The 25,101-nt window shown below is 69.0% G+C and carries 29 protein-coding genes and 1 pseudogene; 10 read left to right on the forward strand and 20 right to left on the reverse strand.

Annotated features, from left to right (window positions below; translation table 11 throughout):
* Positions 1 to 3: 3 nt before the first annotated feature.
* The 8 genes from pcaC to ACM6LU_RS28920 all read right to left on the reverse strand — a co-directional run bounded on the left by pcaC (position 4) and on the right by ACM6LU_RS28920 (position 6,083).
* Complete coding sequence (gene pcaC, locus ACM6LU_RS28885; protein ID WP_414940925.1) at positions 4 to 408, reverse strand: 4-carboxymuconolactone decarboxylase; 405 nt, start codon at positions 406 to 408, stop codon at positions 4 to 6.
* Complete coding sequence (gene pcaD, locus ACM6LU_RS28890; protein ID WP_414940926.1) at positions 405 to 1,184, reverse strand: 3-oxoadipate enol-lactonase; 780 nt, start codon at positions 1,182 to 1,184, stop codon at positions 405 to 407. The genes pcaC and pcaD overlap by 4 nt, the downstream gene beginning before the upstream one ends.
* Entirely contained in the window at positions 1,177 to 1,725 is a 549-nt protein-coding gene (pcaG, locus tag ACM6LU_RS28895; RefSeq protein WP_414940927.1) for a protocatechuate 3,4-dioxygenase subunit alpha, read from the reverse strand. The genes pcaD and pcaG overlap by 8 nt, the downstream gene beginning before the upstream one ends.
* Positions 1,725 to 2,459 carry a protocatechuate 3,4-dioxygenase subunit beta gene (gene pcaH / locus ACM6LU_RS28900; protein ID WP_414940928.1) on the reverse strand — a complete coding sequence of 245 codons (735 nt, stop codon included), beginning with the start codon at positions 2,457 to 2,459 and terminating at the stop codon, positions 1,725 to 1,727. The genes pcaG and pcaH overlap by 1 nt, the downstream gene beginning before the upstream one ends.
* A 25-nt stretch (positions 2,460 to 2,484) precedes the next feature.
* On the reverse strand, positions 2,485 to 3,663 hold the full coding sequence (locus ACM6LU_RS28905) for a thiolase family protein (protein ID WP_414940929.1): 1,179 nt from the start codon (positions 3,661 to 3,663) through the stop codon (positions 2,485 to 2,487).
* The gene (locus ACM6LU_RS28910; RefSeq protein ID WP_414940930.1) at positions 3,660 to 4,415 is read right to left on the reverse strand and encodes a CoA-transferase subunit beta; all 756 of its coding nucleotides are present in this window, start codon (positions 4,413 to 4,415) and stop codon (positions 3,660 to 3,662) included. Before ACM6LU_RS28910 ends, ACM6LU_RS28905 begins: the two co-directional genes overlap by 4 nt.
* On the reverse strand, positions 4,412 to 5,221 hold the full coding sequence (locus ACM6LU_RS28915) for a CoA transferase subunit A (protein WP_414940931.1): 810 nt from the start codon (positions 5,219 to 5,221) through the stop codon (positions 4,412 to 4,414). The genes ACM6LU_RS28910 and ACM6LU_RS28915 overlap by 4 nt, the downstream gene beginning before the upstream one ends.
* Positions 5,222 to 5,687: 466 nt before the next feature.
* Positions 5,688 to 6,083, reverse strand: coding sequence for a hypothetical protein (locus ACM6LU_RS28920; RefSeq protein ID WP_414940932.1), 396 nt, complete (start codon positions 6,081 to 6,083; stop codon positions 5,688 to 5,690).
* A 157-nt stretch (positions 6,084 to 6,240) separates the two neighbouring features.
* Here ACM6LU_RS28920 and ACM6LU_RS28925 point away from each other — a divergent pair, with 157 nt between their 5' ends.
* Both ACM6LU_RS28925 and ACM6LU_RS28930 read left to right on the forward strand, forming a co-directional pair.
* Positions 6,241 to 7,206 carry a 2-hydroxyacid dehydrogenase gene (locus ACM6LU_RS28925; protein ID WP_414940933.1) on the forward strand — a complete coding sequence of 322 codons (966 nt, stop codon included), beginning with the start codon at positions 6,241 to 6,243 and terminating at the stop codon, positions 7,204 to 7,206.
* A complete protein-coding gene (locus ACM6LU_RS28930) occupies positions 7,203 to 8,327 on the forward strand; it encodes a glycerate kinase (protein ID WP_414940934.1) in 1,125 nt (374 codons plus the stop codon). The genes ACM6LU_RS28925 and ACM6LU_RS28930 overlap by 4 nt, the downstream gene beginning before the upstream one ends.
* 19 nt (positions 8,328 to 8,346) lie before the next feature.
* Here ACM6LU_RS28930 and ACM6LU_RS28935 read toward each other — a convergent pair whose 3' ends face one another.
* Both ACM6LU_RS28935 and ACM6LU_RS28940 read right to left on the reverse strand, forming a co-directional pair.
* Positions 8,347 to 8,658 (reverse strand): iron-sulfur cluster biosynthesis protein, encoded by a 312-nt coding sequence (locus ACM6LU_RS28935; protein ID WP_414940935.1) that lies wholly within the window; start codon positions 8,656 to 8,658, stop codon positions 8,347 to 8,349.
* A gap of 78 nt (positions 8,659 to 8,736) precedes the next feature.
* Positions 8,737 to 8,952, reverse strand: coding sequence for a hypothetical protein (locus ACM6LU_RS28940; protein ID WP_414940937.1), 216 nt, complete (start codon positions 8,950 to 8,952; stop codon positions 8,737 to 8,739).
* A 170-nt stretch (positions 8,953 to 9,122) separates the two neighbouring features.
* Between ACM6LU_RS28940 and ACM6LU_RS28945 the strand changes: the two genes are divergently transcribed.
* The 4 genes from ACM6LU_RS28945 to shbA all read left to right on the forward strand — a co-directional run bounded on the left by ACM6LU_RS28945 (position 9,123) and on the right by shbA (position 11,221).
* Positions 9,123 to 9,578, forward strand: coding sequence for a GtrA family protein (locus ACM6LU_RS28945; RefSeq protein WP_414940938.1), 456 nt, complete (start codon positions 9,123 to 9,125; stop codon positions 9,576 to 9,578).
* A gap of 85 nt (positions 9,579 to 9,663) precedes the next feature.
* The gene (locus ACM6LU_RS28950) at positions 9,664 to 10,014 is read left to right on the forward strand and encodes a YidH family protein (protein ID WP_414940940.1); all 351 of its coding nucleotides are present in this window, start codon (positions 9,664 to 9,666) and stop codon (positions 10,012 to 10,014) included.
* Complete coding sequence (locus ACM6LU_RS28955; protein ID WP_414940941.1) at positions 10,011 to 10,313, forward strand: DUF202 domain-containing protein; 303 nt, start codon at positions 10,011 to 10,013, stop codon at positions 10,311 to 10,313. Before ACM6LU_RS28950 ends, ACM6LU_RS28955 begins: the two co-directional genes overlap by 4 nt.
* 251 nt (positions 10,314 to 10,564) lie before the next feature.
* Complete coding sequence (gene shbA / locus ACM6LU_RS28960; protein WP_414940942.1) at positions 10,565 to 11,221, forward strand: RNA polymerase sigma factor ShbA; 657 nt, start codon at positions 10,565 to 10,567, stop codon at positions 11,219 to 11,221.
* A gap of 161 nt (positions 11,222 to 11,382) precedes the next feature.
* On the opposite strand, the gene ACM6LU_RS28965 is transcribed toward shbA, so the two are convergent.
* From ACM6LU_RS28965 to ACM6LU_RS28975, 3 genes are read right to left on the reverse strand one after another with little or no spacing between them, the layout of a single operon-like run.
* A complete protein-coding gene (locus ACM6LU_RS28965) occupies positions 11,383 to 12,207 on the reverse strand; it encodes an amidohydrolase family protein (protein ID WP_414940943.1) in 825 nt (274 codons plus the stop codon).
* A complete protein-coding gene (locus ACM6LU_RS28970) occupies positions 12,204 to 13,175 on the reverse strand; it encodes an aldo/keto reductase (protein ID WP_414940945.1) in 972 nt (323 codons plus the stop codon). Before ACM6LU_RS28970 ends, ACM6LU_RS28965 begins: the two co-directional genes overlap by 4 nt.
* Positions 13,172 to 13,474 carry an L-rhamnose mutarotase gene (locus ACM6LU_RS28975; protein ID WP_414940946.1) on the reverse strand — a complete coding sequence of 101 codons (303 nt, stop codon included), beginning with the start codon at positions 13,472 to 13,474 and terminating at the stop codon, positions 13,172 to 13,174. Before ACM6LU_RS28975 ends, ACM6LU_RS28970 begins: the two co-directional genes overlap by 4 nt.
* Positions 13,475 to 13,580: 106 nt before the next feature.
* Between ACM6LU_RS28975 and ACM6LU_RS28980 the strand changes: the two genes are divergently transcribed.
* Positions 13,581 to 14,291 (forward strand): FadR/GntR family transcriptional regulator, encoded by a 711-nt coding sequence (locus ACM6LU_RS28980; RefSeq protein WP_414940947.1) that lies wholly within the window; start codon positions 13,581 to 13,583, stop codon positions 14,289 to 14,291.
* A gap of 104 nt (positions 14,292 to 14,395) precedes the next feature.
* On the opposite strand, the gene ACM6LU_RS28985 is transcribed toward ACM6LU_RS28980, so the two are convergent.
* The 6 genes from ACM6LU_RS28985 to ACM6LU_RS29010 are packed head-to-tail and all read right to left on the reverse strand — an operon-like array spanning position 14,396 to position 20,898.
* Positions 14,396 to 15,400 carry an ABC transporter permease gene (locus ACM6LU_RS28985; RefSeq protein ID WP_414940948.1) on the reverse strand — a complete coding sequence of 335 codons (1,005 nt, stop codon included), beginning with the start codon at positions 15,398 to 15,400 and terminating at the stop codon, positions 14,396 to 14,398.
* Complete coding sequence (locus tag ACM6LU_RS28990; protein ID WP_414940949.1) at positions 15,397 to 16,917, reverse strand: sugar ABC transporter ATP-binding protein; 1,521 nt, start codon at positions 16,915 to 16,917, stop codon at positions 15,397 to 15,399. The genes ACM6LU_RS28985 and ACM6LU_RS28990 overlap by 4 nt, the downstream gene beginning before the upstream one ends.
* The gene (locus ACM6LU_RS28995; RefSeq protein ID WP_414940950.1) at positions 16,914 to 17,957 is read right to left on the reverse strand and encodes a sugar ABC transporter substrate-binding protein; all 1,044 of its coding nucleotides are present in this window, start codon (positions 17,955 to 17,957) and stop codon (positions 16,914 to 16,916) included. The genes ACM6LU_RS28990 and ACM6LU_RS28995 overlap by 4 nt, the downstream gene beginning before the upstream one ends.
* A 25-nt stretch (positions 17,958 to 17,982) precedes the next feature.
* Positions 17,983 to 18,741: an SDR family NAD(P)-dependent oxidoreductase gene (locus ACM6LU_RS29000; RefSeq protein ID WP_414940951.1), complete on the reverse strand. Its 759-nt coding sequence runs from the start codon at positions 18,739 to 18,741 to the stop codon at positions 17,983 to 17,985.
* A complete protein-coding gene (locus ACM6LU_RS29005; protein ID WP_414940952.1) occupies positions 18,734 to 20,038 on the reverse strand; it encodes an enolase C-terminal domain-like protein in 1,305 nt (434 codons plus the stop codon). The genes ACM6LU_RS29000 and ACM6LU_RS29005 overlap by 8 nt, the downstream gene beginning before the upstream one ends.
* Positions 20,038 to 20,898: a fumarylacetoacetate hydrolase family protein gene (locus ACM6LU_RS29010; protein WP_414940953.1), complete on the reverse strand. Its 861-nt coding sequence runs from the start codon at positions 20,896 to 20,898 to the stop codon at positions 20,038 to 20,040. Before ACM6LU_RS29010 ends, ACM6LU_RS29005 begins: the two co-directional genes overlap by 1 nt.
* A 210-nt stretch (positions 20,899 to 21,108) precedes the next feature.
* Here ACM6LU_RS29010 and ACM6LU_RS29015 point away from each other — a divergent pair, with 210 nt between their 5' ends.
* Positions 21,109 to 22,374 (forward strand): Bcr/CflA family multidrug efflux MFS transporter, encoded by a 1,266-nt coding sequence (locus ACM6LU_RS29015; RefSeq protein WP_414940954.1) that lies wholly within the window; start codon positions 21,109 to 21,111, stop codon positions 22,372 to 22,374.
* Positions 22,375 to 22,392: 18 nt separating this feature from the next.
* Here ACM6LU_RS29015 and ACM6LU_RS29020 read toward each other — a convergent pair.
* Positions 22,393 to 22,634 (reverse strand): annotated as a pseudogene (locus ACM6LU_RS29020) (oxidoreductase C-terminal domain-containing protein); the annotation flags it as partial.
* A 174-nt stretch (positions 22,635 to 22,808) separates the two neighbouring features.
* Here ACM6LU_RS29020 and ACM6LU_RS29025 point away from each other — a divergent pair.
* Both ACM6LU_RS29025 and ACM6LU_RS29030 read left to right on the forward strand, forming a co-directional pair.
* A complete protein-coding gene (locus ACM6LU_RS29025) occupies positions 22,809 to 23,018 on the forward strand; it encodes a hypothetical protein (RefSeq protein ID WP_414940955.1) in 210 nt (69 codons plus the stop codon).
* A 58-nt stretch (positions 23,019 to 23,076) separates the two neighbouring features.
* Positions 23,077 to 25,062: an SDR family oxidoreductase gene (locus ACM6LU_RS29030; protein ID WP_414940956.1), complete on the forward strand. Its 1,986-nt coding sequence runs from the start codon at positions 23,077 to 23,079 to the stop codon at positions 25,060 to 25,062.
* The last annotated feature ends 39 nt before the right edge of the window (positions 25,063 to 25,101 follow it).

Raw genomic sequence — 25,101 nt, forward strand, 5'->3', positions numbered from 1 at the left:
ACCCTAACCGTCACCCTCTTCCTGAGCGGCAGGCTCACCGAGTTCGGCCAGCACCCGCTGGGCGACGGCGAACGCCGCGTTGGCGGCCGGGGCACCCGCGTAGACGGCGGTGTGCAGCAGGACCTCGGAGATCTCCTGCGCGCTGAGTCCATTGTGGACGGCGGCCCGGACGTGCATGGCGAGTTCGTCGTGTGCGTGCAGCGCGGTGAGCGCGGCCAGGGTGACGCAACTGCGGGTCTTGCGGTCGAGTCCGTCGCGGGACCAGACCGACCCCCACGCGCCCCGGGTGATGTAGTCCTGGAACGGGCGGCTGAACTCGGTGGTGCGGGCCACCGCGCGATCGACGTGCGCGTCGCCGAGGACTTCGCGGCGCACCCGCATCCCGGTCTCATAGGGGTCTTCGCTCATCGGGCCACCTCCAGGTGTTCGAGGATCAGCGCGGTGAACCGCTCCGGCTGTTCGAAGTTCCCCAGATGAGCGGCGCCTTCGACGACCTCGAGCCGCGCGTCCGGTATGCCGCCCGCGATCACTTCGGCGTGCTCGACCGGGGTGGCCGGATCTTCGGCCCCGGCGATGACCAGGGTCCGCGCCGCGATCTTGGGCAGATCGCCGACGAGGTCCATCCGTTCGATGGCCTGGCAGGACGCCGCGTATCCCTCGGCGGGGACACTCGCGATCATCTCGCGCAAGAACCTCGCCTGGTCGGGACGGGCGGCGGCGTAACCGGCGGTCACCCAGCGGCCGACCCCGGATTCGGCGACGGATCCGGTGCCGTTCTCCCGGACCGCCCTCGCCCTGTCCGCCCACCTCTCCGGCGGCCCAAGTTTCGCGGACGTGCAGCACAGCGTGAGGCTCTTGATCCGGTCCGGCGCGTTCACGCCCAGCCACATCCCGGTCATCCCACCGAGCGAGAGCCCGACGAAATGAGCGCTTCCGACGCCTTGCTCGTCGAGCAGCGCGAGCAGGTCGCCGCCGAGGTCCTCGAGCGCGTACGGCCCGGGCGGGACCGGAGAGGCGCCGTGCCCGCGGGTGTCGTAGCGGATCACCCGGAAACCCTGCTCCACCAAGGGTTTCATCTGCGGTTCCCACATGCGGTGGTCACTGCCGAGCGACCCGCTGAACACCACGACGGGACCGTCCACGGGTCCTTCCGCGATGCTGTGCACCTTCACCGGCTCAGACATCGAAGAACACCGTTTCCCCTCGGCCCTGCAACCGGATGTCGAACCGGTAGCCGTCGCCTGTCTTGGTGGCGATCAGCGTGCTCCGGCGTGCTTCCGGGACCGAGGCGAGCACCGGATCTTCGGAGTTGTCGTTGTCCTCGAAGTAGATCCGGGTGACGACGCGGTGCAGGAGACCGCGCGCGAGCACCGAGACGTCGATGTGCGGCGCCTGCGTGCTGCCCGCCGGACCGGGCAGTACGCCGGGCATGATCGTCCGGATCTCGTAGTTCCCGCCCGGATCGGTCGGGCAGCGCCCGAAGCCCCGGAACCCGCTCGCGACGGCTCCGCGCGGGTCGTCGGGGTGGTTGAACCGGCCGTCGGCGTCGGCCTGCCAGGTTTCGATCATCGCGTCCGGGACAGGGTCACCCGCGCCGTCGAGGACCCTGCCGTGGATGCGGATCGCGGCCGGTTCGTCCGCCGGGACGACGTCCGGCCCGTCGGGCCACGGCAGGCCGATGGACAGGTAGGGGCCGACGGTCTGGGAAGGCGTCGTCTCCGGCATCAGTGCTCGTCCTCCTCGTCCTCGAAGACCGACGCCTCGCGGCCACGCACGACGATGTCGAACTGAAAGGCCAGCGCCCACTCGGCTTCGGTGCGGTCGAGGTCGAAGCGCGCGATCATCCGCTGCCGCGCCTTCTCGTCCGGGATGGAGTTGAAGATCGGGTCCTGCGAGAACAGCGGGTCTTCCGGGAAGTACATCTGCGTGACCAGCCGCTGGGTGAACGCGCTGCCGAAGACGGAGAAGTGGATGTGCGCCGGCCGCCAGGCGTTGTCGTGGTTCTTCCACGGGTACGCGCCCGGTTTGACGGTGGTGAAGGTGTAGCGTCCCTCGCCGTCGGTCAGTGTCCGGCCCGCTCCGTCGAAGTTGGGGTCCACCGGCGACGGCCACCGGTCTCCGGTGTGCCGGTACCGGCCACCCGCGTTCGCCTGCCAGATCTCCACGAGCGAATCCCGGATCGGCCGCCCGTCGCCGTCGAGCAGCCGTCCGGTGACGATGATCCGCTGTCCCTGCGGCTCGCCCGCGTGCCCCTTGGTGAGGTCGTTGTCGAACTCGCCGATCCGCCCCGGCCCCAGCGCCGGCCCGGTGACCTCGGTCAGCAGGTGCGGGAGCACGATCAGCGGTTCCTGGGGGTGGCGCAGCGCCGTCGACCGGTACCCGGCGTAGTCGAGCGGCGGATGCGTTCCCTCCGGGTCGCGCCGGTAGCTCGGGAGCCTCAGTTCTGCGGGTGCGGACATGTCGTGTGCCTCCTCCAGGCGCCGGTCAGTGAGCTTCGAGGACGACGGCCAGCCCCTGGCCGACGCCGATGCAGATGGCCGCCAGCCCCCACCGGCCGCCGGTGCGGCGCAGGTGGTGGGCGAGCGTGCCGAGGATCCGGCCGCCGGAGGCGCCCAGCGGATGCCCGATCGCGATCGCGCCACCGTTCACGTTCACGATTTCCGGGTCGAGCTTCGACCAGTCGCGCAGACAGGCCAGTGATTGCGCGGCGAAGGCCTCGTTCAGTTCCACCGCCGCCAGGTCGTCCCAGCCGATCCCGGCGCGCTCCAAGGCGATCTCGGCCGCGCGGACCGGGCCGATGCCGAAGACGTCGGGATCGACGCCCGCCGCGCCCCGGCCCGCGATCCTGGCCAGCGGCGCCTTTCCCAGCTGCTTCCCGGCGGCCTCGTCACCGAGCAGCAACGCGGACGCGCCGTCGTTCAGCGGCGACGCGTTCGCGGCCGTGACCGTCCCTTGTGGACGGAACACGGGCTTGAGCTTCGCCAGCTTCTCCAAGCTGGAGTCCGGCCGGATGCCTTCGTCACGGGTGAGTTCGACGCCCGCGACCGGGACGACGTGGTCGTCGTAGAACCCCTCGTCCCAGGCGCGGGCGGCGTTGACGTGGCTGCGGACGGCGAACGCGTCCTGCTCGTCGCGGCCGATGCCGTAGCGCTCGGCGAGCTGCTCGGTGGACTCGCCGAGGGAAACCGTCCACTGCTCGGGCATCTTCGGGTTGACCATGCGCCAGCCCAGCGCGGTGGAGTGCAACGTCTGGTTGCCGGCGGGGAAGGCCTTCTCCGGCTTCTGCATGACCAACGGCGAACGGCTCATCGACTCGACCCCGCCCGCGACGGCGAGCGAAGCGTCACCGACCTGGATCGACCGGCTCGCCTGCATGACCGCGTCGAGACCGGAACCGCACAGCCGGTTCACGGTCGCGCCGGGGACGGTCGTCGGCCAGCCCGCCAGCAACGCCGCCATCCGCGCGACGTTGCGGTTGTCCTCGCCCGCGCCGTTGGCGTCGCCGAGCACGACCTCGTCCACGGTGGCCGGGTCGAGGTCGTTGCGCTCACCCAGGGCCCGCAGCACGGTGGCGGCGAGGTCGTCCGGCCGGACCCCGGACAGGGCGCCGCCGTACTTGCCGAACGGGGTACGGATGGCGTCGAACAGGAAGACGTCGGTCATGCGCTCGCCCTTTTGAGGTCTCGGAGGATGCGGAGTTCCGCCTCGGTCGGCGCCGGGGTGGTTCCGGCGTCGCCCGCCACTTTCAGTTTCCACCCTGTCGCCTCGACGACCTGATCGACTTCGATTCCGGGATGCAGTTCGGTGAGCGTGAGCTCGGCGGTCTCCGGGTCGGGCCGCATCAGGCCGAGGTCGGTGACCACCAGCGTCGGCCCGGCGCCGGGGAGCCCGAGCCGCTCGCGGTCGCCCTTGCCGGTGCCGTGGCCGAACGACGTCACGAAGTCGACCTTCTCGACGAACGTGCGGGTGCTCTGCCGCAGCACCACGAACACCTCGCGGCAGGACGCGGCGATCTCCGGTGCCCCGCCCGCCCCTGGCAGCCGCACCTTGGGGTTGGCGTAGTCCGGGCCGATGACGGTGGTGTTGATGTTGCCGAACTTGTCCAGCTGGGCGGCGCCGAGGAAGCCGACGTCGATCCGGCCGGGCTGGAGCCAGTAGTTGAAGACCTCGGGAACGCTGACCACGGCGTCCGCGGTGTCGGCGAGTTCGCCGTCGCCGATGGACAACGGGAGCCGGCTCGGTTTGGCGCCGAGGCAACCGGATTCGTAGATCAGCGTGAGGTTCGGCGCGTGCCCGCGGCGGGCGAGGTTGGCCGCCGTACTGGGCAGGCCGATGCCCACGAAACAGGACATCCCGTCACCGAGCGCGCGAGCGGCGGCGACGCTCATCATCTCGTCGGAGGTGTACTCGGTCATGCCTTCACTCCAGTCAGCTCGTCGAGCCAGCGGGTGAAGCTCTCCCTGTCCCGGCCGATCGCGTCCCATGCCTGGTAGGCGTCGTTGTCCCGTTCGTAGTACCCCGCCGCGTACGACGGCCTCGCGCCGCCGGGAACCTCGGCGACGGCCGTGACCGCCCACGACGGCAGCACGATCGCGCCCGGCCGGGGCTCCAGTGCGTCCACGACCTCCTCGACGGTGACGAGCGATCGCTTCGCCGCCAGCACCGCCTCCTTCTGCACACCCGTGATGCCCCAGATCTGGACGTTGCCGGACCGGTCGGCGCGCTGGGCGTGGACGATCGTCACGTCCGGGTTGAGCGCGGGGACGGCCGCGAGCTGCTCACCGGTGAAGGGACAGGTGATGGGCTTGATCGTGGCCGTCTTGGCGGGGAGATCGGTGCCGGTGTAGCCGCGCAGCACGGCGAACGGCAGCCCCGACGCACCGGCGACGTACCGATTCGCCATGCCCGCGTGGCTGTGTTCCTCTATCTCCAGTGGCACCGGCCACGCGTGCTGGACCGCGTCGCGGAAACGATGCAGCGAGCCCACACCGGGATTGCCGCCCCAGGAAAAGATCAGCTTGCTCGCGCAGCCCGCGCCGATGAGCTGGTCGTAGACGATGTCCGGGGTCATACGGACCAGCGTCAGGCCGGTGCGGCGCTGACGGATGATCTCCTGGCCCGCGGCTACGGGGATGAGGTGCGTGAAGCCCTCGAGCGCGACAGTGTCCCCGTCGCGCACCAGCCGTGCCACGGCCTCCTTCAACGACAGCAGCTCCGCCATCCCCACTCCCGGCTTGTTCGTATCGCGCACACATGTTCTTCATATGAACATAGCACAGCGGAGCCAGTCGGGCACTCCTTCTTTGAGCCGGCTGCGTGAAGGTGCCGGTCGCGACACTTGCCCGCTTGAAGTACGTGAAGGCCCCCTTCCTACGCCTAGCGCCAGGGCCTCGGCAAAGGTGAGGTCTTGCCGGTCAGGCGGCTGTGCCCCCATTCCTCCATCGTCGCGCGATCACACCGGTCGCGAAGCTTGATCAACAGAGGTTCAGAGACATGCCCCCTCCGGCACACGCCCGAGTGGGAAAATTCCGGACGTTGAACGCCCCAAATCCTCCCCGCTCGGCCTTGCGGGCGCCAGCGATGCCAAGCCCGGACTCCCACCAGCAGCTCTGTTGCGGACACCAATCACCCCCACCGACACGGCATGAAGGCCTCCTTGAGGGACCCAGAGTCCCTCAAGGAGGCCTTCACAGACCACAGGACCTGCCGTGGTCGTACACCGTCATCCCGACCCGGCGGTCCTTGAGCCTGGGAACGTTCGCGTCCTTGACGATGCCGGTGACCACGGCGACCGGGCCGCCGACCACCAGGCAGTCGACGATCCCCTGGAAGTAGCCGGAGAAGCCCTCGCCGACGTGGCTCACCCGGAACGTCCCGCGACTGTTCGGATAGAGGCCGTGGGCGTCGAAGGCGAACCGGACGTCGTCGCCACCCTTCCGCAGCATCTTGGCGCTGCCGACCAGACTCGGTTCGGCCGGCTTCCCGCCGCCCTCCTCCGCACCCGATGCCGGACCGGCGGCGGCGAGAGTCGCGGCGAGGACCATCGCGGCACCGACGGCCGCCAGTGCTCGTGATCGTTTCATTTTCACCCCTGGTATCCCCTGGTCGCGGAACTTTTCCGCACTTACCACGGTCCCGGGAGGCCCGACGGTGAAGACTCCCCCGCACAGGGGAAGCGCCTCCCTCATCACGGGGATTCTCACGGTTGGGATACCAACTGCCGCACACTAGGCTGAGGAAGTGACCTCGACGACCGCGGTGACCCGGTGGATTCCCGACGAAGCGCTGAAAGTGCTCGCCGAAGCCGGGGAGGTGAAACTGTCGCGCGCCGACCGGCCGTTGACGCCGGAAGAGCTCCGCGAGTTCGTCAAAGGCGCCTCCGCGGTCGTCGGCATGCTGCACGACCGGATAGACGGCGTGGTCGCCGACGCGGCCGGGCCGGGACTGAAGGTCGTGGCGAACGTGGCCGTCGGCTACGACAACATCGACGTCCCGGCGCTGGCCGAACGCGGGATCACCGTCACCAACACCCCCGGCGTACTCACCGACGCCACCGCGGATCTGGCGTTCGGGCTGATCCTCGCGGTCACGCGACGCCTCGGCGAGGGCGAACGGGTGATCCGCTCGCGCACTCCGTGGTCGTTCCACCTCGGTTTCCTGCTCGGTTCCGGACTGCAGGACAAGACGCTCGGAATCGTCGGGCTCGGCCAGATCGGGCAGGCGGTCGCGCGGCGGGCACTCGGGTTCGGCATGCGGATTGTCTACACAGGACGGTCGCGGGCCGCCGAAGACGTCGAGAAGACCTTGGGCGCGAAGTACGTGTCCCGCAACGAACTGCTGGAAAGCTCCGATGTCGTTTCCCTGCACTGCCCCCTGACGCCGGAGACCCGGCACCTCATCGACGCGGGCGCGCTGAAGTCGATGAGGCCGGGCGCGTACCTGATCAACACCACGCGCGGTCGGGTCGTCCACGAGGCGGCGCTGGCGGACGCGCTCGAAGCAGGCGAGATCGCCGGAGCGGGGCTCGACGTGTTCGAGGCCGAACCCGAGGTCGAGCCACGCCTGCTCGCCCGCGAAAACGTCGTCTTGACGCCCCACCTCGGATCGGCGACGGTCGAGACCCGTACCGCCATGGCCGTGCTCGCGGCCGAAAACGTCGCGTCGGTGCTCACCGGCGGAAACCCGCTGACGGAGGTTCGTCCATGACTCGTGTGGTCATCGCGCCCGACAAGTTCAAGGGAAGCCTGACCGCGGTCGAGGCCGCGGAGGCGATCGCCCACGGCGTCCGCGACGCACTGCCCGAGGCCGAGGTTTCCTCCTGTCCGGTCGCCGACGGCGGCGAGGGAACGCTCGACGTCCTCGTCGCGGCGGGTGGCCGCCTCGTGGAACTCCCGGTCCGGGGGCCGCTCGAGGACACCGTCGACGCCCGCTACGTGCTGCTCGACGGGACGGCCTACATCGAGTCGGCCCGCGCGTGCGGAATCGAGTTCGTGGAGCCGAGCCCGGAAGTGGCGCTGGCCGCGCACACCTGGGGCGTCGGCGAACTCCTCGCGCACGCGCTCGACAACGGCGCGCGGCGGCTGGTGCTGACCGTCGGCGGAACCGCGAGCACCGACGGCGGCGCCGGGATGCTGGCGGCGCTGGGCGCCGGGGTGTTCGACGCGTTCGGCGCACCCGTCGGACTCGGTGGCGGCACGCTGAGCCGCGTCGCCTCGGCCGAACTCGGCCCGGCACGCGAACGGCTCGGGGACGTGACGGTCGCCGTCGCCACGGACGTGACGAACCCGCTGCTCGGATCGCGTGGCGCGGCCGCGATCTTCGGTCCCCAGAAGGGTGCGGGCCCGCACGAGATCGAGCGGCTGGACGAGTCCTTGGCCCGCTGGGCGCAAGCGTTGCGGAACGCCGGGACTCCCGACGTTTCCGACATCCCCGGAGCGGGAGCGGGCGGCGGGGTCGCCGCCGGTGCGATCGCGGGACTCGGCGCGACGGTCGAATCGGGCTTCCAGCTCATCGCCGGGCTCACCGGGGTCGCCGACGCCATCGAACGCGCCGACCTCGTCATCACCGGTGAGGGCTCACTGGACGAGCAGAGTCTCGACGGCAAGGCCCCGGCCGGCATCGCGGCCCGCGCGCGGGAGCACGCGGTGCCACTGATGGTGCTTGCCGGGCGGATTCAGCTGGACGAGAGCCAGCTCGCCGGCCTCGGAGTCGTGGGCAGCGCCGCCCTGATCGACCACGCGCCTTCGCTCGACCACGCGCGTGCGCACGCCGCAGAGCTTCTGCGCGAGCGGGCCGGCGAACTGGTCCGTGCCTGGTCCCGGATTTGAAAGCCTGAACTCGCCGGGCTCAGCTGCCGGACTGGGGCTGAGCCTGCGGGAGTACGGCGAAGGCGACTTCGCCGGTCTCGTCCTGCTGAACGTCGAGCACCTTGTCGTCGAGCAATGCGGCCGCTTCGGGTTCCAAGTACACCTTCGGGCCGCCGTCGGCGCCGACCACCTTGTCGCCGCTCTCCGGCTCGGGGGCGACGGAAACCGCGAGCTGGGGACTGTCTCCCTGCTGGGAATGCATCGCGAACCGCAGCCCGCCTCCGTCTTGCCCGTCTTCCTGCCCGGTCAGTGCGGTGATCGCCTCAGCGGCGGCTTCGGTGACTGTAAGCATCTCTGCCTTTCCTTCGGCGCGTCTTGCACTGGCGGACCACGCCAGGGGTCGCGGCATGGCCTGCCACCTGGGTGAAGATCATTTTTCGCCCACGTCCGGCTCCTCTTCGGCCAGCCGCATGGCGTGGGATTCCCCTTCGCGGACCTCCGCGGGCGTGGTCCCGAACCGGTCGGCCCCACTCCAGTGTTCAGGCGGCTCAACGCCTTCCTCGAGCGGATCGACACTGAGTTCGTCCTCGTCGAGCGCCTCACTGGGAGGCAACGTTTCCGGCTCTGCGGTCTCGCGGTCACTCATCGGCCGCTCCCTCCTCATCGGACGTCGGCCGGGTCGTGCTGTATTCGCCCGGCCCCTGTGGCCTACCCGATGACTTCGGCGGCCAAACGACGGCACTGTCGCCGGGATCACAGGCCCCAGCGGGTTTACCGGCTTCACAAGTTTGTGAAACGAGGAGTAGCGTCGTCGTCATGACCACCACCAGGTGGGCGCCAGGACACCGGATCATCCGGCGCGCGCCGGAACGGCACCACGAACTCGGCCACCATGCCGCTTGGTACGTCGTCGCCGGTGTCGTCGCAACCGGCCTGCAGGCGGTGCTCTTCCTCCTCCTGCAACCGGTCCTCGGACCTCAGGTGGCCAACCTGGTCGCGCTCGCGGTCACGACCGTCGGGAACACCGAGTTCCACCGCCAGGTCACCTTCGCCACCCGGAAGAGTCATGCGGGCAGGCGGCACTTCCAGGACCTGGTGACGTTCGCCTTTTACGCCGCGTACGGTTCGATCGTGCTCGCGTCCCTCGATGCGGTGATCACCGAGCCGACCGCGTTGGAGCAAACGGGTGCCCTGCTCGCGGCCAGCGTCGTAGGCGGCATCGCGCGCTTCGCGGTCCTTCGCTGGTGGGTCTTCGCGCGCCGGAATGCGTAGGCGCTACTCGGCCGCATCCGCCCGTGCCGTCAGGAACCGCCTGGGCGCGAGCAGACTTACTCCAGCAGCGCCTACTGTTCGTCGCGTGGCAGAGATCAACGGACCGCACGAAGGCGGTTCGGAACCCGACTACCGATTCACGCTCGCCAACGAACGGACCTTCCTCGCCTGGCTTCGGACGGCGCTGGGCCTGCTCGCCGGCGGCGTCGCCGTGCACCAGCTGGTCCCCGACCCGACCGCGCTGAGCACCGTCCTCGCGAGTCTCTGCGTCGTACTGGCCGCCGTGCTCGCGGCGAGCGCGTATCCGCGCTGGCGGCGAGTGCAGTCGGCGATGCGTGCGGGGCGGCCGCTACCGAAGAGCGGGATGCTGGTCTTACTGACGGCCGGGATCTTCGCGATCACCCTGACCGCCGCGGCACTGATGGTCCTCTCGTGAGTTCGGGCAATCACGGAGCGCAAGCGGAACGGACGGGACTGGCCTGGCGCCGGACCGCGCTCGCGGCTACTGCCTGCACACTCCTGCTCCTGCACCTGGCCGCCCGGCGAGGCTGGGGGACGACGGTCATCCCGGTCGTGTTCGCAGGCGCCATGGTGATCACTTTGGTCGTCATCGGTTCGCTTCGTGAACGGGTACTGCGCAGGGCGGAAACCCCGAAACCTCTTAACCCCGCCTTCGCCGTCACCGCGTCTGCACTCGTCGTAGCGACGGCGGCCGCTTTGATCGCGGTGCGCTAAAGGCCGCACACATCCTGCGATCACGACCCGCGTTTTTCCTGACGCGGAGTCTCGGTTGTGTTAAGCCGACTCCGGCGAATGGGCTATCTCTAGTTGAAATCTTTACTGCCGTTCGATCGACGCCTACGATTACGCTGCGTCGCAACGGCGGTGGATGGATCTGATCTTACGGAGTATCCGCCGCCCTCAATCGTTACGGATTGTTGACCCCTCGACAGCGACGGTCACAGGGTCGGCCGGGGAGGACGACCATGCAGACACTTTCCAGCGCGTCCAGAACCGTTACCCCCGATGCGGTCCCCGGGTACACGACTCCGGAGAACCTGCCTCGACCGGGCGGACGGCTGACGAAGGAGGACCTCGATCCCCTCGTCAAGGACGCGGGTGACGGGAATCCCGCCGCCGTTCAATCGCTGCTGCGGATGATCGGGCCCGTCGTGGTCCGCTACTGCCGCGCCAGAATGGGCGGCCGCGACCTGTCCTACCTGTCGGCGGACGACGTCGCGCAGGAAGTGTGCATGGCCGTGCTGAAAGCACTGCCCGGCTACCAGGATCGCGGCGGTTCGTTCCTCTATCTCGTGCACGCGATCGCGGCCAACAAGGTCGCCGACGCCTATCGCGCGGTCTCCCGCGACCGGTCGGAGCCGGTGCCCGAACTGCCGGAACGACCCATCGGCGACAACGAGCCCGAAACGCACGCCCTGCATCTCGACCTCGGTGCCCGGCTCAACCGCCTGCTCTCCACTCTTCCGCGAGTGCAGCAGGAGATCCTCGCCCTCCGTATCTCCGTCGGCCTCTCCGCCGCCGAAACCGCCGAGGCGCTCGGGATCTCCGCCGGCAACGTGCGCGTGACGCAGCACCGCGCATTGGCCCGCCTGCGGACGATGGTCAAGCAGGACGAATTCTGAGCTTTCTTCCCCCTGCCACAGGTCGTTGATCGGCGGTTCGCAGGCGCCCGGTCCCCGAGCCCGCCCACTTCTTCCGTCTCCGGTTCCGGCCGGGGGTGGATGAGCCAGGCCCCCTTCCTTGCTGGGCGCGGGTGGGCAACCGCGCGACAGGACCACATGGCTCACGAGAGGCGATAAGCCCGCCGCGCGGTCCCCTCGAAGAATTCCCACCGCTCCGCGTCGCTCAACGAGCCGGTCAGCGAGAACGCCGTGTCGACGACGACCTCGTACGCGGCCGCGAGTTCGCAGACCGGCCAGTCGGAGCCGAACATCAGCCGCGAAGCCCCGAAGGACTCCAGCACGTGTTCGGCCCAGCGCGCCAGATGTCCGGCCTTCCACTGTGCCCAGTCGGCCTCGGTCACCAGCCCCGAAAGCTTGCAGTACACGTTGTCCAGCTCTCCCAACGCCGCGACACCGTCCGCCCACGGCTGCCATTCCCCCGAGGAGATGGGCGGCTTCGCGGCGTGGTCGAGCACGAAGACCTGGTCCGGCAGGGTGGAAGCCGCGGCGAGCGCCGCCGGAAGCTGGGCTGGCTTCACCAACAGGTCGTACGCCAGCCCGGCCTCACCGAGAGCGGCGAGGCCACGCAGAACGTCGGGCCGCGTGAGCCAAGACGGGTCCGGCTCGTCCTCGACCTGATGCCGGATTCCCACCAGGGGGCCGGAAAACGCGGCGAGACGATCGGCGACATCGGGCGCCGTGAGATCGGCCCAGCCGACGACACCCGCGATCAGCGGTTCGGCACGGGCGACGGAAAGGAACTCGTGCGTCTCCTCCTCCGACGAGACCGTCTGCACCAGGACGGTCCCCTGCACGCCCGCCATCTCGGTCACCGCGTGGAGATCGTCCACTGTGTACGGACGGCGGATCGGGTCCAGCGCCGCGCCCGTCATCCACGGGTAGTGCCGTCGCGAGGGATCCCAGAGATGGTGGTGCGCGTCGATCACGACTGTCCTTCCGGCCGCAGCGAGGTGTCCTCTCGCAACAGTCCCGCACGGATCAGGTCCGTCCACAACTCGCGCGGCACCGGGCGACGGAACCGTTCGGCGTTGAGCCGGACCTGGCCGGGATCGTGCGCGCCGACGACGACGGACACCACCGCCGGATGCGCGGCGGGCAACGCCAAGGCGGCCTGGGGAAGTTCGACACCGTGCCGCTCGCAGACCTCGGCGATCCGCTGTGCCCGCTCGACCAGTTCGGCCGGAGCCTCGGCGTAGTCGTACATCGTGCCGGGTGACGCCGTGGCGAGGATCCCGGCGTTGAACGCGCCACCGGCCACCACGTCGACCCCACGTTCCGCGCACAGCGGCAGGAGATCGTCGAGGGCGGGCTGGTTGAGCAGGGTGTACCGGCCTGCCAGCAGGATCACGTCGAGGTCGAACCGGCGGACGAACTCCGTGAGCATCGGCGCCTGGTTCATCCCTGCCCCGATGGCGTCGACGACACCCTGTTCCCGCAATTCGAGCAGCGCGGGGAAAGCGCCGTTGACGGTGTCTTCGAAGTGCTCGTCCGGGTCGTGCACGTAGACGACGTCCACTCGGTCGAGCCCGAGCCGCTCCAGACTGTCCTCAAGCGACCGGAGAATCCCCTCGCGGCTGAAGTCCCAGCGCCGTTTGTAGGCCGCCGGCACGACGAAACCCTGGCTGTCGGTCCGCGAAGCGCCGCCGGGATCCGGTTCCAGCACGCGGCCGACCTTGGTCGACACCACGAAGTCCGCACGCGGACGCGACGAAAGCGCCGCGCCCAGCCGTCGTTCCGACAGGCCGAGACCGTAGTGCGGGGCGGTGTCGAAGTACCGGATGCCTTCGTCCCACGCCTGCCGGACGGTCGCTTCGGCCGTCTCGTCGGTGATGGCGTGGTACAGATTGCCCAGCTGCGCGCAGCCGAGCCCCAGTGGGGACAGGGAGATCTTCACGGAAGCTCCCAAACCAGGCCGATACCCGAATCGTTACCCGAGTAGTCGTCTTCGACGTCGAGCAGTTCGGACATCCGCGCCTGCCAGGGAATGTTGGCCGGATGATCGCGCAGTGTCGCGCGCATCTTCGCGTAGTCCTCGACTTCTACCAGGTGGAACAGATCGAGACCGTCACGCCAGATCCGCCACGAGCGCACCCCCGCGGACCTCAGCGCTTCGTCGAGATCGACCGGGATGACGGCGTGGACCGACTCGTATTCGGCCTCCTTCCCCGGCTTCAGCCGGGTGTGGAGTGCCACTCTTTGTAGTGCGACACCGTGGGTCACCGCGCCTCCTCAGCTCGAAACATGGCACTCTGTCAACTAACACTCAAACATCCGAGGTCTTCGGGGAGGGCGGTGGAACATGCCGGTCACCGATGTCGCGATCGACAAGATCAAGGACATGATCATCTCCGGCGAGCTTGCTCCAGGCGACAGGCTGCCGAAGGAGGCCGAACTGGCCCAGCGGCTCGGTCTGTCCCGCAGTTCGCTGCGCGAAGCGGTGAAGGCGCTGTGCCTGATCCGCGTGCTCGACGTCCGCCAGGGCGACGGAACGTACGTCACCAGCCTCGAACCGAATCTCCTCCTCGACGCGATGACCTTCGTGGTGGACTTCCACCGCGACGACACCGTGCTGGACTTCCTCGCCGTCCGCCGGATCCTCGAACCGGCCGCGACGGCGATGGCGGCGATACACATGAACGACGAGGACATCGCGGAACTAGGCCGCCTGCTCGACGAACTGGCCGACTCGCCGACCGTGGAAGCGCTGGTCGCGAACGACCTGCAGTTCCACCGCAAGATCGCCGACGGCTCCGGCAATCCGGTGCTGTGCTCGCTGCTGGACAGCCTCTCCGGCCCCACCGCGCGTGCCCGCATCTGGCGCGGGCTCACGCAGGAGGGCGCGGTCGCGAAGACCCGCGAGCAGCACTCGGCGATCTACGAGGCCATCGCCGCCCGCGAACCCGAACTGGCGCGTTCGTGGGCGACCGTGCACGTGGCCGGGGTCGAGCAGTGGCTCCGCAACGCCCTCGGCACCGCCGACGACCCGACCGTGGCCGCCGAAGCTTCCTGACACAACTTCCTCCATTAGGGTCCTCGAACCGTCTCGCGGCGTGCAATGAACGGTCCGTTCCTTGCAAATTTTGCAAGGAACGGACCGTTCATTGCATCCGCCGGCTAGGTCTGGGCCTTCCCGCCGGCATAGCGGGAAATGATCAACGCGACCAGGATGATCACGCCGTAAATCGCCTTCAGCCACTCGGGTGGCACCTGCGCCACCTGCAGCAGGTTGGTGACCGTCTGCAGGAGCAGGACGCCGGTGAGCGCCCCCACCAGCGTGCCCTTCCCACCGTCCAGTGAGACACCGCCGATCACCGCAGCGGCGAACACCTGGAGGATCAATCCGTCGCCCTGATCCGCGCCGAGCGCGCCGACGTACCCCGTGTACGCGAGCCCGCCGAGCGCGGCCAGCACACCGGCCACGACGAACACACCCCACGAGATCCGGTCGACGCGGATGCCCGCGGCCCGCGCGGCTTCCCGGTTGCCGCCGATGGCGTACAGCGATCGGCCGATCCGGTGATAGCGCAGCCCCAGCCCGAACACGGTGAACAATGCCGCGGCCAGCCACACTGACATCGGCAGCCCGATGAACGTGGTCGTCGCCAGCGCGGTGAACACGTCCAGCTGGTCGAACAGCGTCTTCCCCTGGGTGGAGCCGATCTGCGTGCCACGCAGCACCGTCAGCATCGCCAGCGTGACGATGAAGGCGTTCAGTTTCAGCTTGACGATCAGGAACCCGTTCACGAAACCGATGGCGGCACCGGCCACCAGCACGGCAAGGATACCCGCGAAACCGGGGAGTTCGGTGCCGAAGCCCGAAGACGCCACCGGGATCACCAGCATCGCGCCCAGCGCGGGTGCCATGCCCATGGTGGATTCCAGCGAAAGGTCGAACTTCCCGGTGAGCAGGACCAGCGATTCGCCAAGCACCACCATCGACAGTGCCGCCGAGGCGGACAGGATGCCGACGATGCTGCCGAAGGTCAGGAACGTGTCACTGATCAGTCCTCCGATGATCAGCACCACGATGAGGGCGGGCACCAGCGCGAGTTCGCGCAGCCAGCGGAACTTCCGGCGTTTCGGCGAGGCCGCGAAGGACGTTGTTGGGCCTGTTATCAAGGCTCGACTCCTTCGATGTCAGCCACCAGATCGCCGTCGGACCAGCCCGCCCGGTGTTCGGCGACCACCGCACCGGCGCGCAGCACCAGCACCCGGTCGCTCAGGCGCAGATCGTCCAGCTCGTCGCTGACGATCAGCACCGCCTTGCCCTCGGCCCGCACCCGGTCGACGACCGCGAGCAGTGCCTCCTTCGATTTCACGTCCACGCCGGCGGTCGGGTTGATCAGCACGACCAGCCGGGGGTCCCCGGCCAGCGCGCGGGCCAGGACGACCTTCTGCTGGTTGCCGCCGGAAAGGTCGGACACCGGCTGGTCGGCGTCGGCCGCGACGATGCCGTAGTCCTTCAGTGCCTTGGACGCCCGCTCGTATCGCGCGCCAGGTGACGCCAGGCCCACCTTGCCCATTCGGTCCAAAATGGACAGTGTGGCGTTGTCCATGATGGAGTGTTCGAGGACCAGGCCTTCGTGGTGCCGGTCTCTCGGCACACAGCCGATTCCGGCGCCAATCGCGGCCGGGATGTCACCCGGCTTCAACGACTCGCCTTCGACCCGGATCGTGCCGGAGGCCGCCGAACGCAGCCCGTACACGGTTTCGGCGACCTGGTGCTTGCCGCTGGCGTTGCTGCCCGCGAGCCCGAGCACCTCACCGCGGTGGATCCGGAAGGTCACGTCGTCGAACCCGGCACCGGAAAGCCCGTCGACGGTCAAGACCTCGTCCGCGTCCGAAGCCAGCGCCTCTCGCGCCGAGGCGTCGCGGACGGAAAGCCCGCCCTGCTCACCGGTCATCGCGTCGATCAGCTCGGCGTGACCGACCTCCGAGACCGGCGCGGTGAGGATGTGCTTGGCGTCGCGCAGCACGGTGACCGCCTGGCACACCTCGTACACCTCGTGGAGGTGATGCGAGATGAACAGGAACGTCACCCCGTTCGCCCGCATCTGGCGCATCCGCCCGAAGAGCCGCTCGATCGCCTGGCTGTCCAGTTGCGCCGTCGGTTCGTCGAGCACGATGAACCGGGCGCCATGGGAAAGCGCCCGCGCGATCTCCACGAACTGCCGGTCCTCGACCGCAAGCTCGCCCGCCGGGGTGTCGACGTCGACCCGCACGTCCCACGAGTCGAGCAGTTCCCGCGCCTGACGGCGCAACCGCTGCCAGCCGATCGCGAAACCTTTACCGGACTGGCGGTTGAGGAACAGGTTCTCCGCGACGGTCAGCTGCGGGACGACCATCGCGTGCTGGTACACGCAGGCGACCGCGCGCTTCCATTCGTCCTGTTTGGACAACGGTGGGGCGGGAACGCCGCCGAACTCGACGCGGCCGGTGTCCGTTTTGGACAGTCCGGTGAGGATGGAGACGAGGGTGGACTTCCCCGCGCCGTTGCGGCCGACGAGCGCGTGCGACTCGCCGGGGTGCACGGTGATACTGACGTCGGACAGCGCCACGGTCGGGCCGTAGCGTTTACCGACGCCCTGTGCGCTGACCACCGGTACGGCGGCGGAGCCGGCGGGCAGCGCGCTCACAGGTTGTTCCCCCACAGGGCCTTGTCGTCCACGTTGTCCTTGGTGACCACGGGTGCGGGAAGCTGGTCCTCCAGTATCCCGGGCCGGACCTCGACGATCGTGCTGCCGTGGTCGGTCGGCCCCGCCTCGAAGGTCTCTCCCGCCATCGCCTTCTTGATCCAGTACATGCCGTACTTGGCGTAGTCGTCGGCGGGCTGGGAGACGGTCGCGTCGAGTTCGCCGGCGCGGATCGCGGCCAGTTCCTGCGGAATGCCGTCGTTGCTGACCAGGACGACGTGCCTAGGGTCGCCGACCGGGAAGTAGAGGCTCTTGCGTTTGAGGGCCTGCTGCGTCGGCGCCAGGTAGACACCGCCGGCCTGCATGTACACGGCCTTGATGTCCGGGTTGGCGGTCAGCAGACTGTCCAAACCCGACGATGCCTTGTCCGCCTTCCACTCGGCGGCGATCTCCAGCACCTGGACGTCCGGGGACTTCGCCTTCATGCACTGCCGGAACGCCTCGGAACGGTCGCGGCCGTTGACCGAGGCGAGGTCACCCATGACCTGCACGACCTTGCCCGAAGTGACCTTCGCGCCGATCGCCTCACAGGCCTTGGTGCCGTACGCCTTGTTGTCCGCGCGCACCACCATCGCGACCTTGCCGCTCTCCGGTGCGACGTCGACGGCCACCGCCGGAACACCCTTGTTCTCCGCGGCCTTGAGGCCCGCCACGACGGCGGCGGAGTCCAGCGGAGTCACGACAAGCCCCTTGATGCCCTGGTTGAGCAAGGTGTTGATGTCGGTGATCTGCTTCGCCGAATCACTGTCCGCGTTGACCGTCGGCAGCGCGTCGACGCCCTGTTCCTTCGCCTTCAGTGGTACGTAGTTGTTGTAGGCCTGCCAGAACGGCGAGGCCAGCAACGGGATCGTCGCACCGACCTTGCCACCGCGGGCCCCACCGGCACCCGGTGCCGGCGCGTTGTCCTTGGTGGACCCACAGGCCGACAGGGCCAGGCCGAGCGCGGTGGCCGCGGCGGCCACCTTGATCACCCTCGTACGCACCGCATCCTCCTCGATGACCGGGAACCTACTGCTGGACCGGGCCGCGCGGACGCAGCCCGTACATACCTCCGTCGACGGCGAGCGCCGTTCCGGTGGTCGACGCGGACAGCGGACTGGCGAGGTACGCGATCGAGTTCGCGACCTCGTCCGCGGTCACCAGCCTGCCCATCGGCTGGCGGGCGGCCAGCGCGGCCCGTTCGGCCTCCGGGTCGCCCGCGGAGTCGAGCAGCCTGCCGACCCACGGGGTGTCCGCGGTGCCGGGGCAGACGCAGTTGACCCGGATCCGGTCGGCGAGGTGGTCGGTCGCCATCGCCAAGGTCAGCGAGAGCACCGCGCCCTTGCTGGCCGAGTACAGCGCGCGGCTGGGCAGGCCCGCCCACGCGGCGATCGAGCAGGTGTTGACGATCGCGGCCGACGGCGACTTCTTCAGCTGCGGCAACGCCGCCCGCGCGAGCCGCACCATGCCGACGACGTTGATGTCGAGCACCCGGTGCCATTCGTCGTCGTCGTTGGCGGTGACGTCACCCTGAGCGCCGATCCCGGCGTTGTTGACCAGGATGTCGAGCCTGCCGAACCGTTCCGCGACCGCGTCGATCGCCGAGCGCACCTCGTCGTCCGAACCGACGTCACACCGGAATCCGGTGAGGCCCTCGGGGAGGTCGCCCGGTTTGAGGTCGAGCACCGCGACCGTCGCCCCTCGGGAGGCGAGCAGATCCGCGGTGGCCCTGCCGATCCCGGACGCGCCACCGGTGACGGCGGCGACGAGGCCTTCGAACTCACTCACTGGCGGTCTCCGTCCATTCTGGACCGTCGGGGAAGGTGAACCGGCGCAGCGTCGCGTCGTGCATCCGCGCGGAGAAGCCCGGCGAGGACGGCGCGAGGTAGCGGCCATCGGCCACGACGGCCGGATCGGTGAAGTGCTCGTGGAGGTGCTCGACCCACTCGATGGACCGGTCGGCGTCGGAACCGGACACCGCCACGTAGTCGAACATCGACAGGTGCCGCACGAGTTCGCACAGCCCGACACCACCGGCGTGCGGGCACACCGGGACGTCGAACTTGGCCGCCAGCAACAGGATCGCCAGGTTCTCGTTGAACCCGCCGACCCTGGCGGCGTCCAGTTGCAGCACCGAGATCGCCCCGGCCTGCAGGAGTTGCTTGAACACCACGCGGTTCTGGACGTGCTCGCCGGTGGCCACGCGGATCGGGGCGAGTGCCTTGGCGATCGCGGCGTGCCCGAGCACGTCGTCCGGTGAGGTGGGTTCCTCGATCCAGTACGGGTCGTACGGCGCCAGCGCGGTCATCCAGGCGATCGCGACCGAGACGTCCCAGCGCTGGTTCGCGTCGACGGCGACCCGGATGCCCGCACCGACGGTCTCGCGGGCGAGCTTCATCCGGCGGACATCGTCCTCGAGGTTGCCGCCGACCTTCAGCTTGATCATCTCGAAACCGTCCGCGACCGCCTGCCCGGCGAGCCGGACGAGTTTCGCGTCCGAGTAACCGAGCCAACCGGGAGACGTGCTGTACGCGCGGTATCCGTCGCGTTCGATCCGGGCGATCCGTTCGGCGCGGCCGGGCTCGGCGGCACGAAGGATGTCGAGCGCTTCCTCTTCGGTCAGCGCGTCGGAGAGGTAGCGGAAGTCGACGAGGGAGACCAGATCCTCTGGCGACATCTCGGCGGCGAAACGCCAGACCGGGAGCCCGGCGATGCGCGCGGCGAGATCCCAGGCGGCGTTGACCACCGCGCCGATCGCCATATGCGCGACACCCTTTTCCGGGCCGAGCCAACGCAGTTGCGAGTCGCCGACCAATGCCCTGGACAGGTCGCCGAGCGCTGCCGCGTCCGTGGGGACGTCACGGCCGACCACATGCGTTTCGAGCGCGCGGATGGCGGCGGCCTGGACGTCGTTGCCGCGGCCGATGGTGAAGGCGAGCCCGTAGCCGTCCGGGCCGCCGTCGGTGTGCAGCACGACGTACGCGGCCGAGTAGTCCGGGTCCGGGTTCATGGCGTCCGAACCGTCCAGCTCGCGCGAGGTGGGGAAGCGGACGTCGAGCACCTCCATGCCCACGATCTTCGCCATCACGCCTGCCTCACGGTCTGGCGCTGGCGGCCGAGGCCGTCGATCTCGAGCTCGATGACGTCACCTTCCCGCAGGTACGGCTTGGGATCGGGCTGACCGAGCGCGACGCCCTGCGGGGTTCCGGTGTTGATGAGGTCCCCCGGACGCAGCACCATGAACTGACTCAAATAATGCACGATCTCGGCGACCGTGAAAATCATGTCCTTGGTCGACGAGTCCTGCTTCTTCTCGCCGTTGACCCACAGCCGCAGGCCGAGGTCCTGCGGGTCGGGCACCTCGTCCGAGGTGACCAGCCACGGGCCGAGCGGGTTGAAGTTCTCGCACGACTTGCCCTTGTCCCACTGGCCGCCGCGTTCGAGCTGGAACTCGCGCTCGGACACGTCGTTAGAGACGGTGTACCCGGCGACGTAGTCGAGAGCTTCTTCGACGCTGTCGAGATAGCGCGCGGTCTTGCCGATGACGACGCCGAGCTCGACCTCCCAGTCGGTCTTCGCCGAGTTCCGCGGCACGAGCACGTCGTCCTCCGGGCCGACGACCACATCGGAGGCCTTCATGAAGACGACCGGCTCGGCCGGGACGGCGGCGCCGGACTCCTCGGCGTGCCGCCGGTAGTTGAGGCCGATGCAGACGACCTTGCCGGGCCGGGCGATCGGCGCGGCGACCCTGGGCCCCGCGGCTTCGGCACCGGCTTCGGGCAGCTCACCGGCGGCCAGCGCGGCCGCGACCCTGGCGACGCCGTCGCTCGCGAAGAAGCTGCCATCGATGTCGGCGGTCAGCCCCGCGAGGTCGCGCAACGTGCCGCCCCCGGCACGTACGAACGGACGCTCACTCCCCGGCTCCCCGAGACGCAACAGCTGCACGGATTTTTCCTTCCGGCCGAACCAACAGCAACGAACAGACATCCGATGTATACCCGACTACCTCCGGCCACATCTAGGGGGCGTCTCGATTTGTGCGGAAAATTGATCGGATCAGTGGTCGAAAGTTGACGTGGTCTGCCTCACAGCGGGAATAGTTACCTACTCTAAGCAAGTTGTTCTTCGCGGAACCGTCACTGGGAGAGGAAAAGCATGACCATCGCGCCCGAGCGAGTGGAACAAACCGTCGCGCGCCCGAGCACGACCGGACGCGCCCGATTCGTCCTGATCCTCGGCGGCCTGTCCGCCTTCGGGCCCCTGTCGATCGACATGTACCTGCCCGCACTGCCGCAGATGGCGGGGGAACTGCGCGCGGCGGACGCGACCGTCCAGCTGACGCTGAGCGCGTTCATCATCGGGCTCGCCATCGGCCAGCTGATCCTCGGACCGCTGTCCGACGCGATCGGCCGCCGCAAACCGCTCGTGGCCGGGCTCAGCCTCTACCTGGTCGGCTCGATCCTGTGCGCCATCGCCCCGAGCGCCGAACTGCTCATCGCCGCCCGCGGCGTCCAGGCCTTCGGTGCCGCGGCCGGCATCGTGATCGCCAGGGCGACCGTGCGCGACCTCTATTCCGGCACCGCGATGACGAAGTTCTTCTCCCTGCTCATGCTGGTCAACGGGCTCGCCCCGATCCTGGCGCCGATCATCGGCGGCCAGATCATGAACTGGACCTCGTGGCGCGGCGTGTTCGTCTGCCTGACCGTGTTCGGCGCGATCCTGCTCGCCGTCGTCTTCTTCCTGCTGCCGGAACCGCTGCCCGAGGAACGCCGCACGCCCGCGCGGTTCGGCTCGGTGATGCGGACCTACGCCTGCCTGTTCCGCGACCGCGGTTTCCTCGGCTACGCGCTCGCTTCCGGGCTCATGTTCGGCAGCCTGTTCGCCTACATCTCCGGATCGTCCTTCGCGCTGCAGGGTGTCTACGGGCTCAGCCCGCAGGCGTACAGCCTGGTGTTCGGACTCAACGGCATCGGCATCGTGGCCGTCGGCCAGCTGAACGGGCGAATCGTCGGACGATTCCCGGAGCGGACGCTGCTGACCGTCGGCCTGATCGTCGCCGCGGCGGCCGGGTTCGGCGTGCTGGCCGCGGTGGTGCTGGACCTGAGTCTGGTCGGTCTGCTGGTCCCGCTGTTCATCCTGGTGTCGAGCATCGGCATGGTCGCGCCGAACGCGAGTTCGCTGGCGCTGGCCGAGCAGGCCCGGTCGGCCGGTTCGGCGTCGGCGTTGCTGGGGGTGGTGCAGTTCGTCGTCGGCGGGCTGGCGACGCCACTGGTCGGACTGGGCGGTGCGGGAACCGCGGTGCCGATGGGGATCACGATGGCGGTCTTCGGCGTACTCGCGCTGCTGGCCTTCGGGACCATGACGCGCCCTTCGCGGTTCGTAGCGGCGCCGGTGGCCTTGGCGGTCACTCAAGAGGCTTAAGGGGCCGCGAAAGGCCTCGCGGCCGTCGACCAGGGCCTTCAACGCGTCCCCGTCATCCCACTGGTTGACGTTCATCGCGGCGGCCACCTGCCCGTCCCGCAACTCAGAACGCCGTGAAGTCCCGCGCCGCGAGGTCGCCACGCACGACGAGTTCGTCGCGTCCGGGCTCGGCGAGACCGCGGTATTCGCAGCCCAGGGTCGTACTGATCCGAGAAGAAATACGGGCCTTTCAGGTACGGCTCGTTCTCTCCCAGCAGGTTCCGCTACTCCGCTCCGGCCTCGTCCGGCCAGCGAACGCGGAAGTCGATCACGATACGAAGGATCGGTTAACCCATCAGTAGGAAAGTCGGGTATTCCGCGTCACGGCCCTGAAACCGCCTCGTCCCAGCCTCGGACGAGAAAGGAAGATCATGGGATACGGGAGGATGAGGACGTTGGCACCCCGGGACGAATGGTCGGTCGGCTGCCGGGATCTCGCGGGCAGGCGCAGGGACCTGACGGTGTTCGTGAGCAGCGACAAGATCGTGCTCGTGGCGCCGCCCGGAGAGGCCGCCGTGCTCGGGCCGCTGGGCGTGGGTCGCCTGCGCGCCGCGCTCCGCGACGCCGTGGTCGCGGTGGCAGAACATCCGGACCACAGTGAATGACAACTACCGTTCCTACTTCTGAGTAGGTAGAGTCGGCCCCGTTCGGAAGGAGCCGGCCATGACCACCTACTTCGTGACGGGCGCGACGGGATTTCTGGGCAAACGCCTGGTCGCGCGCCTACTGCGGCGACCTGAGACCGTAGCCGTCCATGTTCTCGTGAGGGAGACCTCACGCGGGAAGCTTCCGAGCCACGAGAAGCTCGTTCCCGTCACCGGCGATCTGACCGATTCCTCGCTGGGCATCGACCCCGACGGCCTGGGCCCACTCGACCACGTCGTGCACCTCGGCGCGATCTACGACCTCACCGCGGACGAAGCGGCCAACCGTGCGGCCAACGTCGACGGCACCCGCAACGTCCTGGAGTTCGCCGCCGCCGCGAACGCCGGGCTCTTCCACCACGTCTCTTCGATCGCGGTCGCCGGACAGTACGCCGGGCGCTTCACCGAGGCGGACTTCGACCTCGGCCAGAGCTTCGCGTCGCCGTATCACGCGACGAAGTTCGAGGCCGAGAAGCTCGTGCGACGACACGGGAAGACGCCGTTCCGCGTGTACCGGCCGTCCGCCGTGGCAGGCGATTCGCGCACCGGCGAGATGGACAAGATCGACGGCCCGTACTACTTCCTTCCCGCGATCTCACGGCTCGCCGCGCTACAAGAAAAACTGCGCCTTCGTCTCCCGCTCGCCGCCCCGGATCTCGGCGCCACGAACATCGTGCCGGTCGACTACGTCGTCGAAGCGCTCGAGCACCTCATGCACGTCGACGCGCCCAGCGGCAGCACGTACCACCTCGCGTCGCCGCGTCCGCAACCACTGCACGAGGTCTACAACGCCTTCGCGCGGGCGGCGGGCGCGCCGAAGATCTCCGCCGTCCTTCCCTCACGAGCGTCCGGAGCGCTGAAGCGAACCGGGACCCGCTTGGCGAAGTCCGCGGCGGCCGGATTCGACCGCGTCCCGGGCGGGCGTTCGGCCCGCGCGGCGGTGCTGGCGGAGCTCGGCATCCCGCTCGAAGTCCTGCCGCATCTGAGCATGGCGGTTGACTTCGACACGAGTGCGACCACCGCGGCGCTCGACGGCAGCGGAATCACCTTGCCCCCGTTGAAGGAGTACGCGGGGCCGCTCTACCGGTACTGGCTCGGACACCTGGACCCCGATCGCGGCCGCCGTCGTCCTGGGCAGGAACCGCTCGACGGCCGCAAGGTCCTGATCACCGGTGCCTCGTCGGGCATCGGGCGCGCGTCCGCGCTGGCCATCGCCGCGAAGGGCGCCGAGGTGATCCTCGTGGCCAGGCGTGCCGACGAACTCGAAGAGGTCCGCGAACAGATCGTCGCGGCGGGCGGGAAGGCCTCCGCGTACCCGTGCGACCTCACCGACGGCGGCGCGGTCGACGCTCTGGTCAAGGACGTGCTCGCCGCACACGGCGCCGTCGACATGCTGGTCAACAACGCGGGCCGCTCGATCCGGCGTTCGCTTTCGCTGTCCACCGAACGTTTCCACGACTTCGAGCGCACGATGGCGATCAACTACTTCGGCCCCGTGCGGCTGACCCTCGGCCTGCTGCCGTCGATGACCGCGCGCGGATTCGGCCACGTCGTCAACGTGACCACCCAAGGACTGCAGACGGACACACCGCGGTTTTCCGCCTACCTGGCTTCGAAGGCCGCGCTGGAGGAGTTCGGGCTGACCGCCGGACGGGAGACGCTTTCCGACGGCGTCACCTTCACTTCGGTCCGGATGCCACTGGTGCGCACCGACATGATCGCGCCGACCGGGTCCTACCGCGGGATGCCGTCGAGCTCTCCCGAACGCGCCGCCGCTCTGGTGGTGAAGGCACTCGAGAAACGGCCGGAGATCTTGAACCTGCCCGAAGGCACGGCCGCCGAGTTGGTGACGCTCGTCGCACCCAGGACGACGCGGTTCTTCGCCCACCTCGTCTACCGCGCGATGCCCGAGTCCGCGCCGGAAACCCGTGGCCTGCCCCGGAAAGCCCCACTCGCCTCGGTGGCGGGCGCGGTCACCAGGCTGGTCTGGCGCCGCCGTCCCTGACGTCCCCGCCGCCGGGCTCGATCGGGATACGCCCCGGCC

This window comes from Amycolatopsis sp. cmx-11-51 (genome assembly GCF_047608665.1).
Lineage (GTDB): Bacteria > Actinomycetota > Actinomycetes > Mycobacteriales > Pseudonocardiaceae > Amycolatopsis.

Bases quoted from the DNA above. Each gene is read 5' to 3' on its own strand.
- pcaC (WP_414940925.1), bottom strand. From the start codon at position 408: ATGAGCGAAGACCCCTATGAGACCGGGATGCGGGTGCGCCGCGAAGTC.
- pcaD (WP_414940926.1), bottom strand. From the start codon at position 1,184: ATGTCTGAGCCGGTGAAGGTGCACAGCATCGCGGAAGGACCCGTGGAC.
- pcaG (WP_414940927.1), bottom strand. From the start codon at position 1,725: ATGCCGGAGACGACGCCTTCCCAGACCGTCGGCCCCTACCTGTCCATC.
- pcaH (WP_414940928.1), bottom strand. From the start codon at position 2,459: ATGTCCGCACCCGCAGAACTGAGGCTCCCGAGCTACCGGCGCGACCCG.
- ACM6LU_RS28905 (WP_414940929.1), bottom strand. From the start codon at position 3,663: ATGACCGACGTCTTCCTGTTCGACGCCATCCGTACCCCGTTCGGCAAG.
- ACM6LU_RS28910 (WP_414940930.1), bottom strand. From the start codon at position 4,415: ATGACCGAGTACACCTCCGACGAGATGATGAGCGTCGCCGCCGCTCGC.
- ACM6LU_RS28915 (WP_414940931.1), bottom strand. From the start codon at position 5,221: ATGGCGGAGCTGCTGTCGTTGAAGGAGGCCGTGGCACGGCTGGTGCGC.
- ACM6LU_RS28920 (WP_414940932.1), bottom strand. From the start codon at position 6,083: ATGAAACGATCACGAGCACTGGCGGCCGTCGGTGCCGCGATGGTCCTC.
- ACM6LU_RS28930 (WP_414940934.1), top strand. From the start codon at position 7,203: ATGACTCGTGTGGTCATCGCGCCCGACAAGTTCAAGGGAAGCCTGACC.
- ACM6LU_RS28935 (WP_414940935.1), bottom strand. From the start codon at position 8,658: ATGCTTACAGTCACCGAAGCCGCCGCTGAGGCGATCACCGCACTGACC.
- ACM6LU_RS28940 (WP_414940937.1), bottom strand. From the start codon at position 8,952: ATGAGTGACCGCGAGACCGCAGAGCCGGAAACGTTGCCTCCCAGTGAG.
- ACM6LU_RS28945 (WP_414940938.1), top strand. From the start codon at position 9,123: ATGACCACCACCAGGTGGGCGCCAGGACACCGGATCATCCGGCGCGCG.
- shbA (WP_414940942.1), top strand. From the start codon at position 10,565: ATGCAGACACTTTCCAGCGCGTCCAGAACCGTTACCCCCGATGCGGTC.
- ACM6LU_RS28980 (WP_414940947.1), top strand. From the start codon at position 13,581: ATGCCGGTCACCGATGTCGCGATCGACAAGATCAAGGACATGATCATC.
- ACM6LU_RS29005 (WP_414940952.1), bottom strand. From the start codon at position 20,038: ATGGCGAAGATCGTGGGCATGGAGGTGCTCGACGTCCGCTTCCCCACC.
- ACM6LU_RS29015 (WP_414940954.1), top strand. From the start codon at position 21,109: ATGACCATCGCGCCCGAGCGAGTGGAACAAACCGTCGCGCGCCCGAGC.
- ACM6LU_RS29030 (WP_414940956.1), top strand. From the start codon at position 23,077: ATGACCACCTACTTCGTGACGGGCGCGACGGGATTTCTGGGCAAACGC.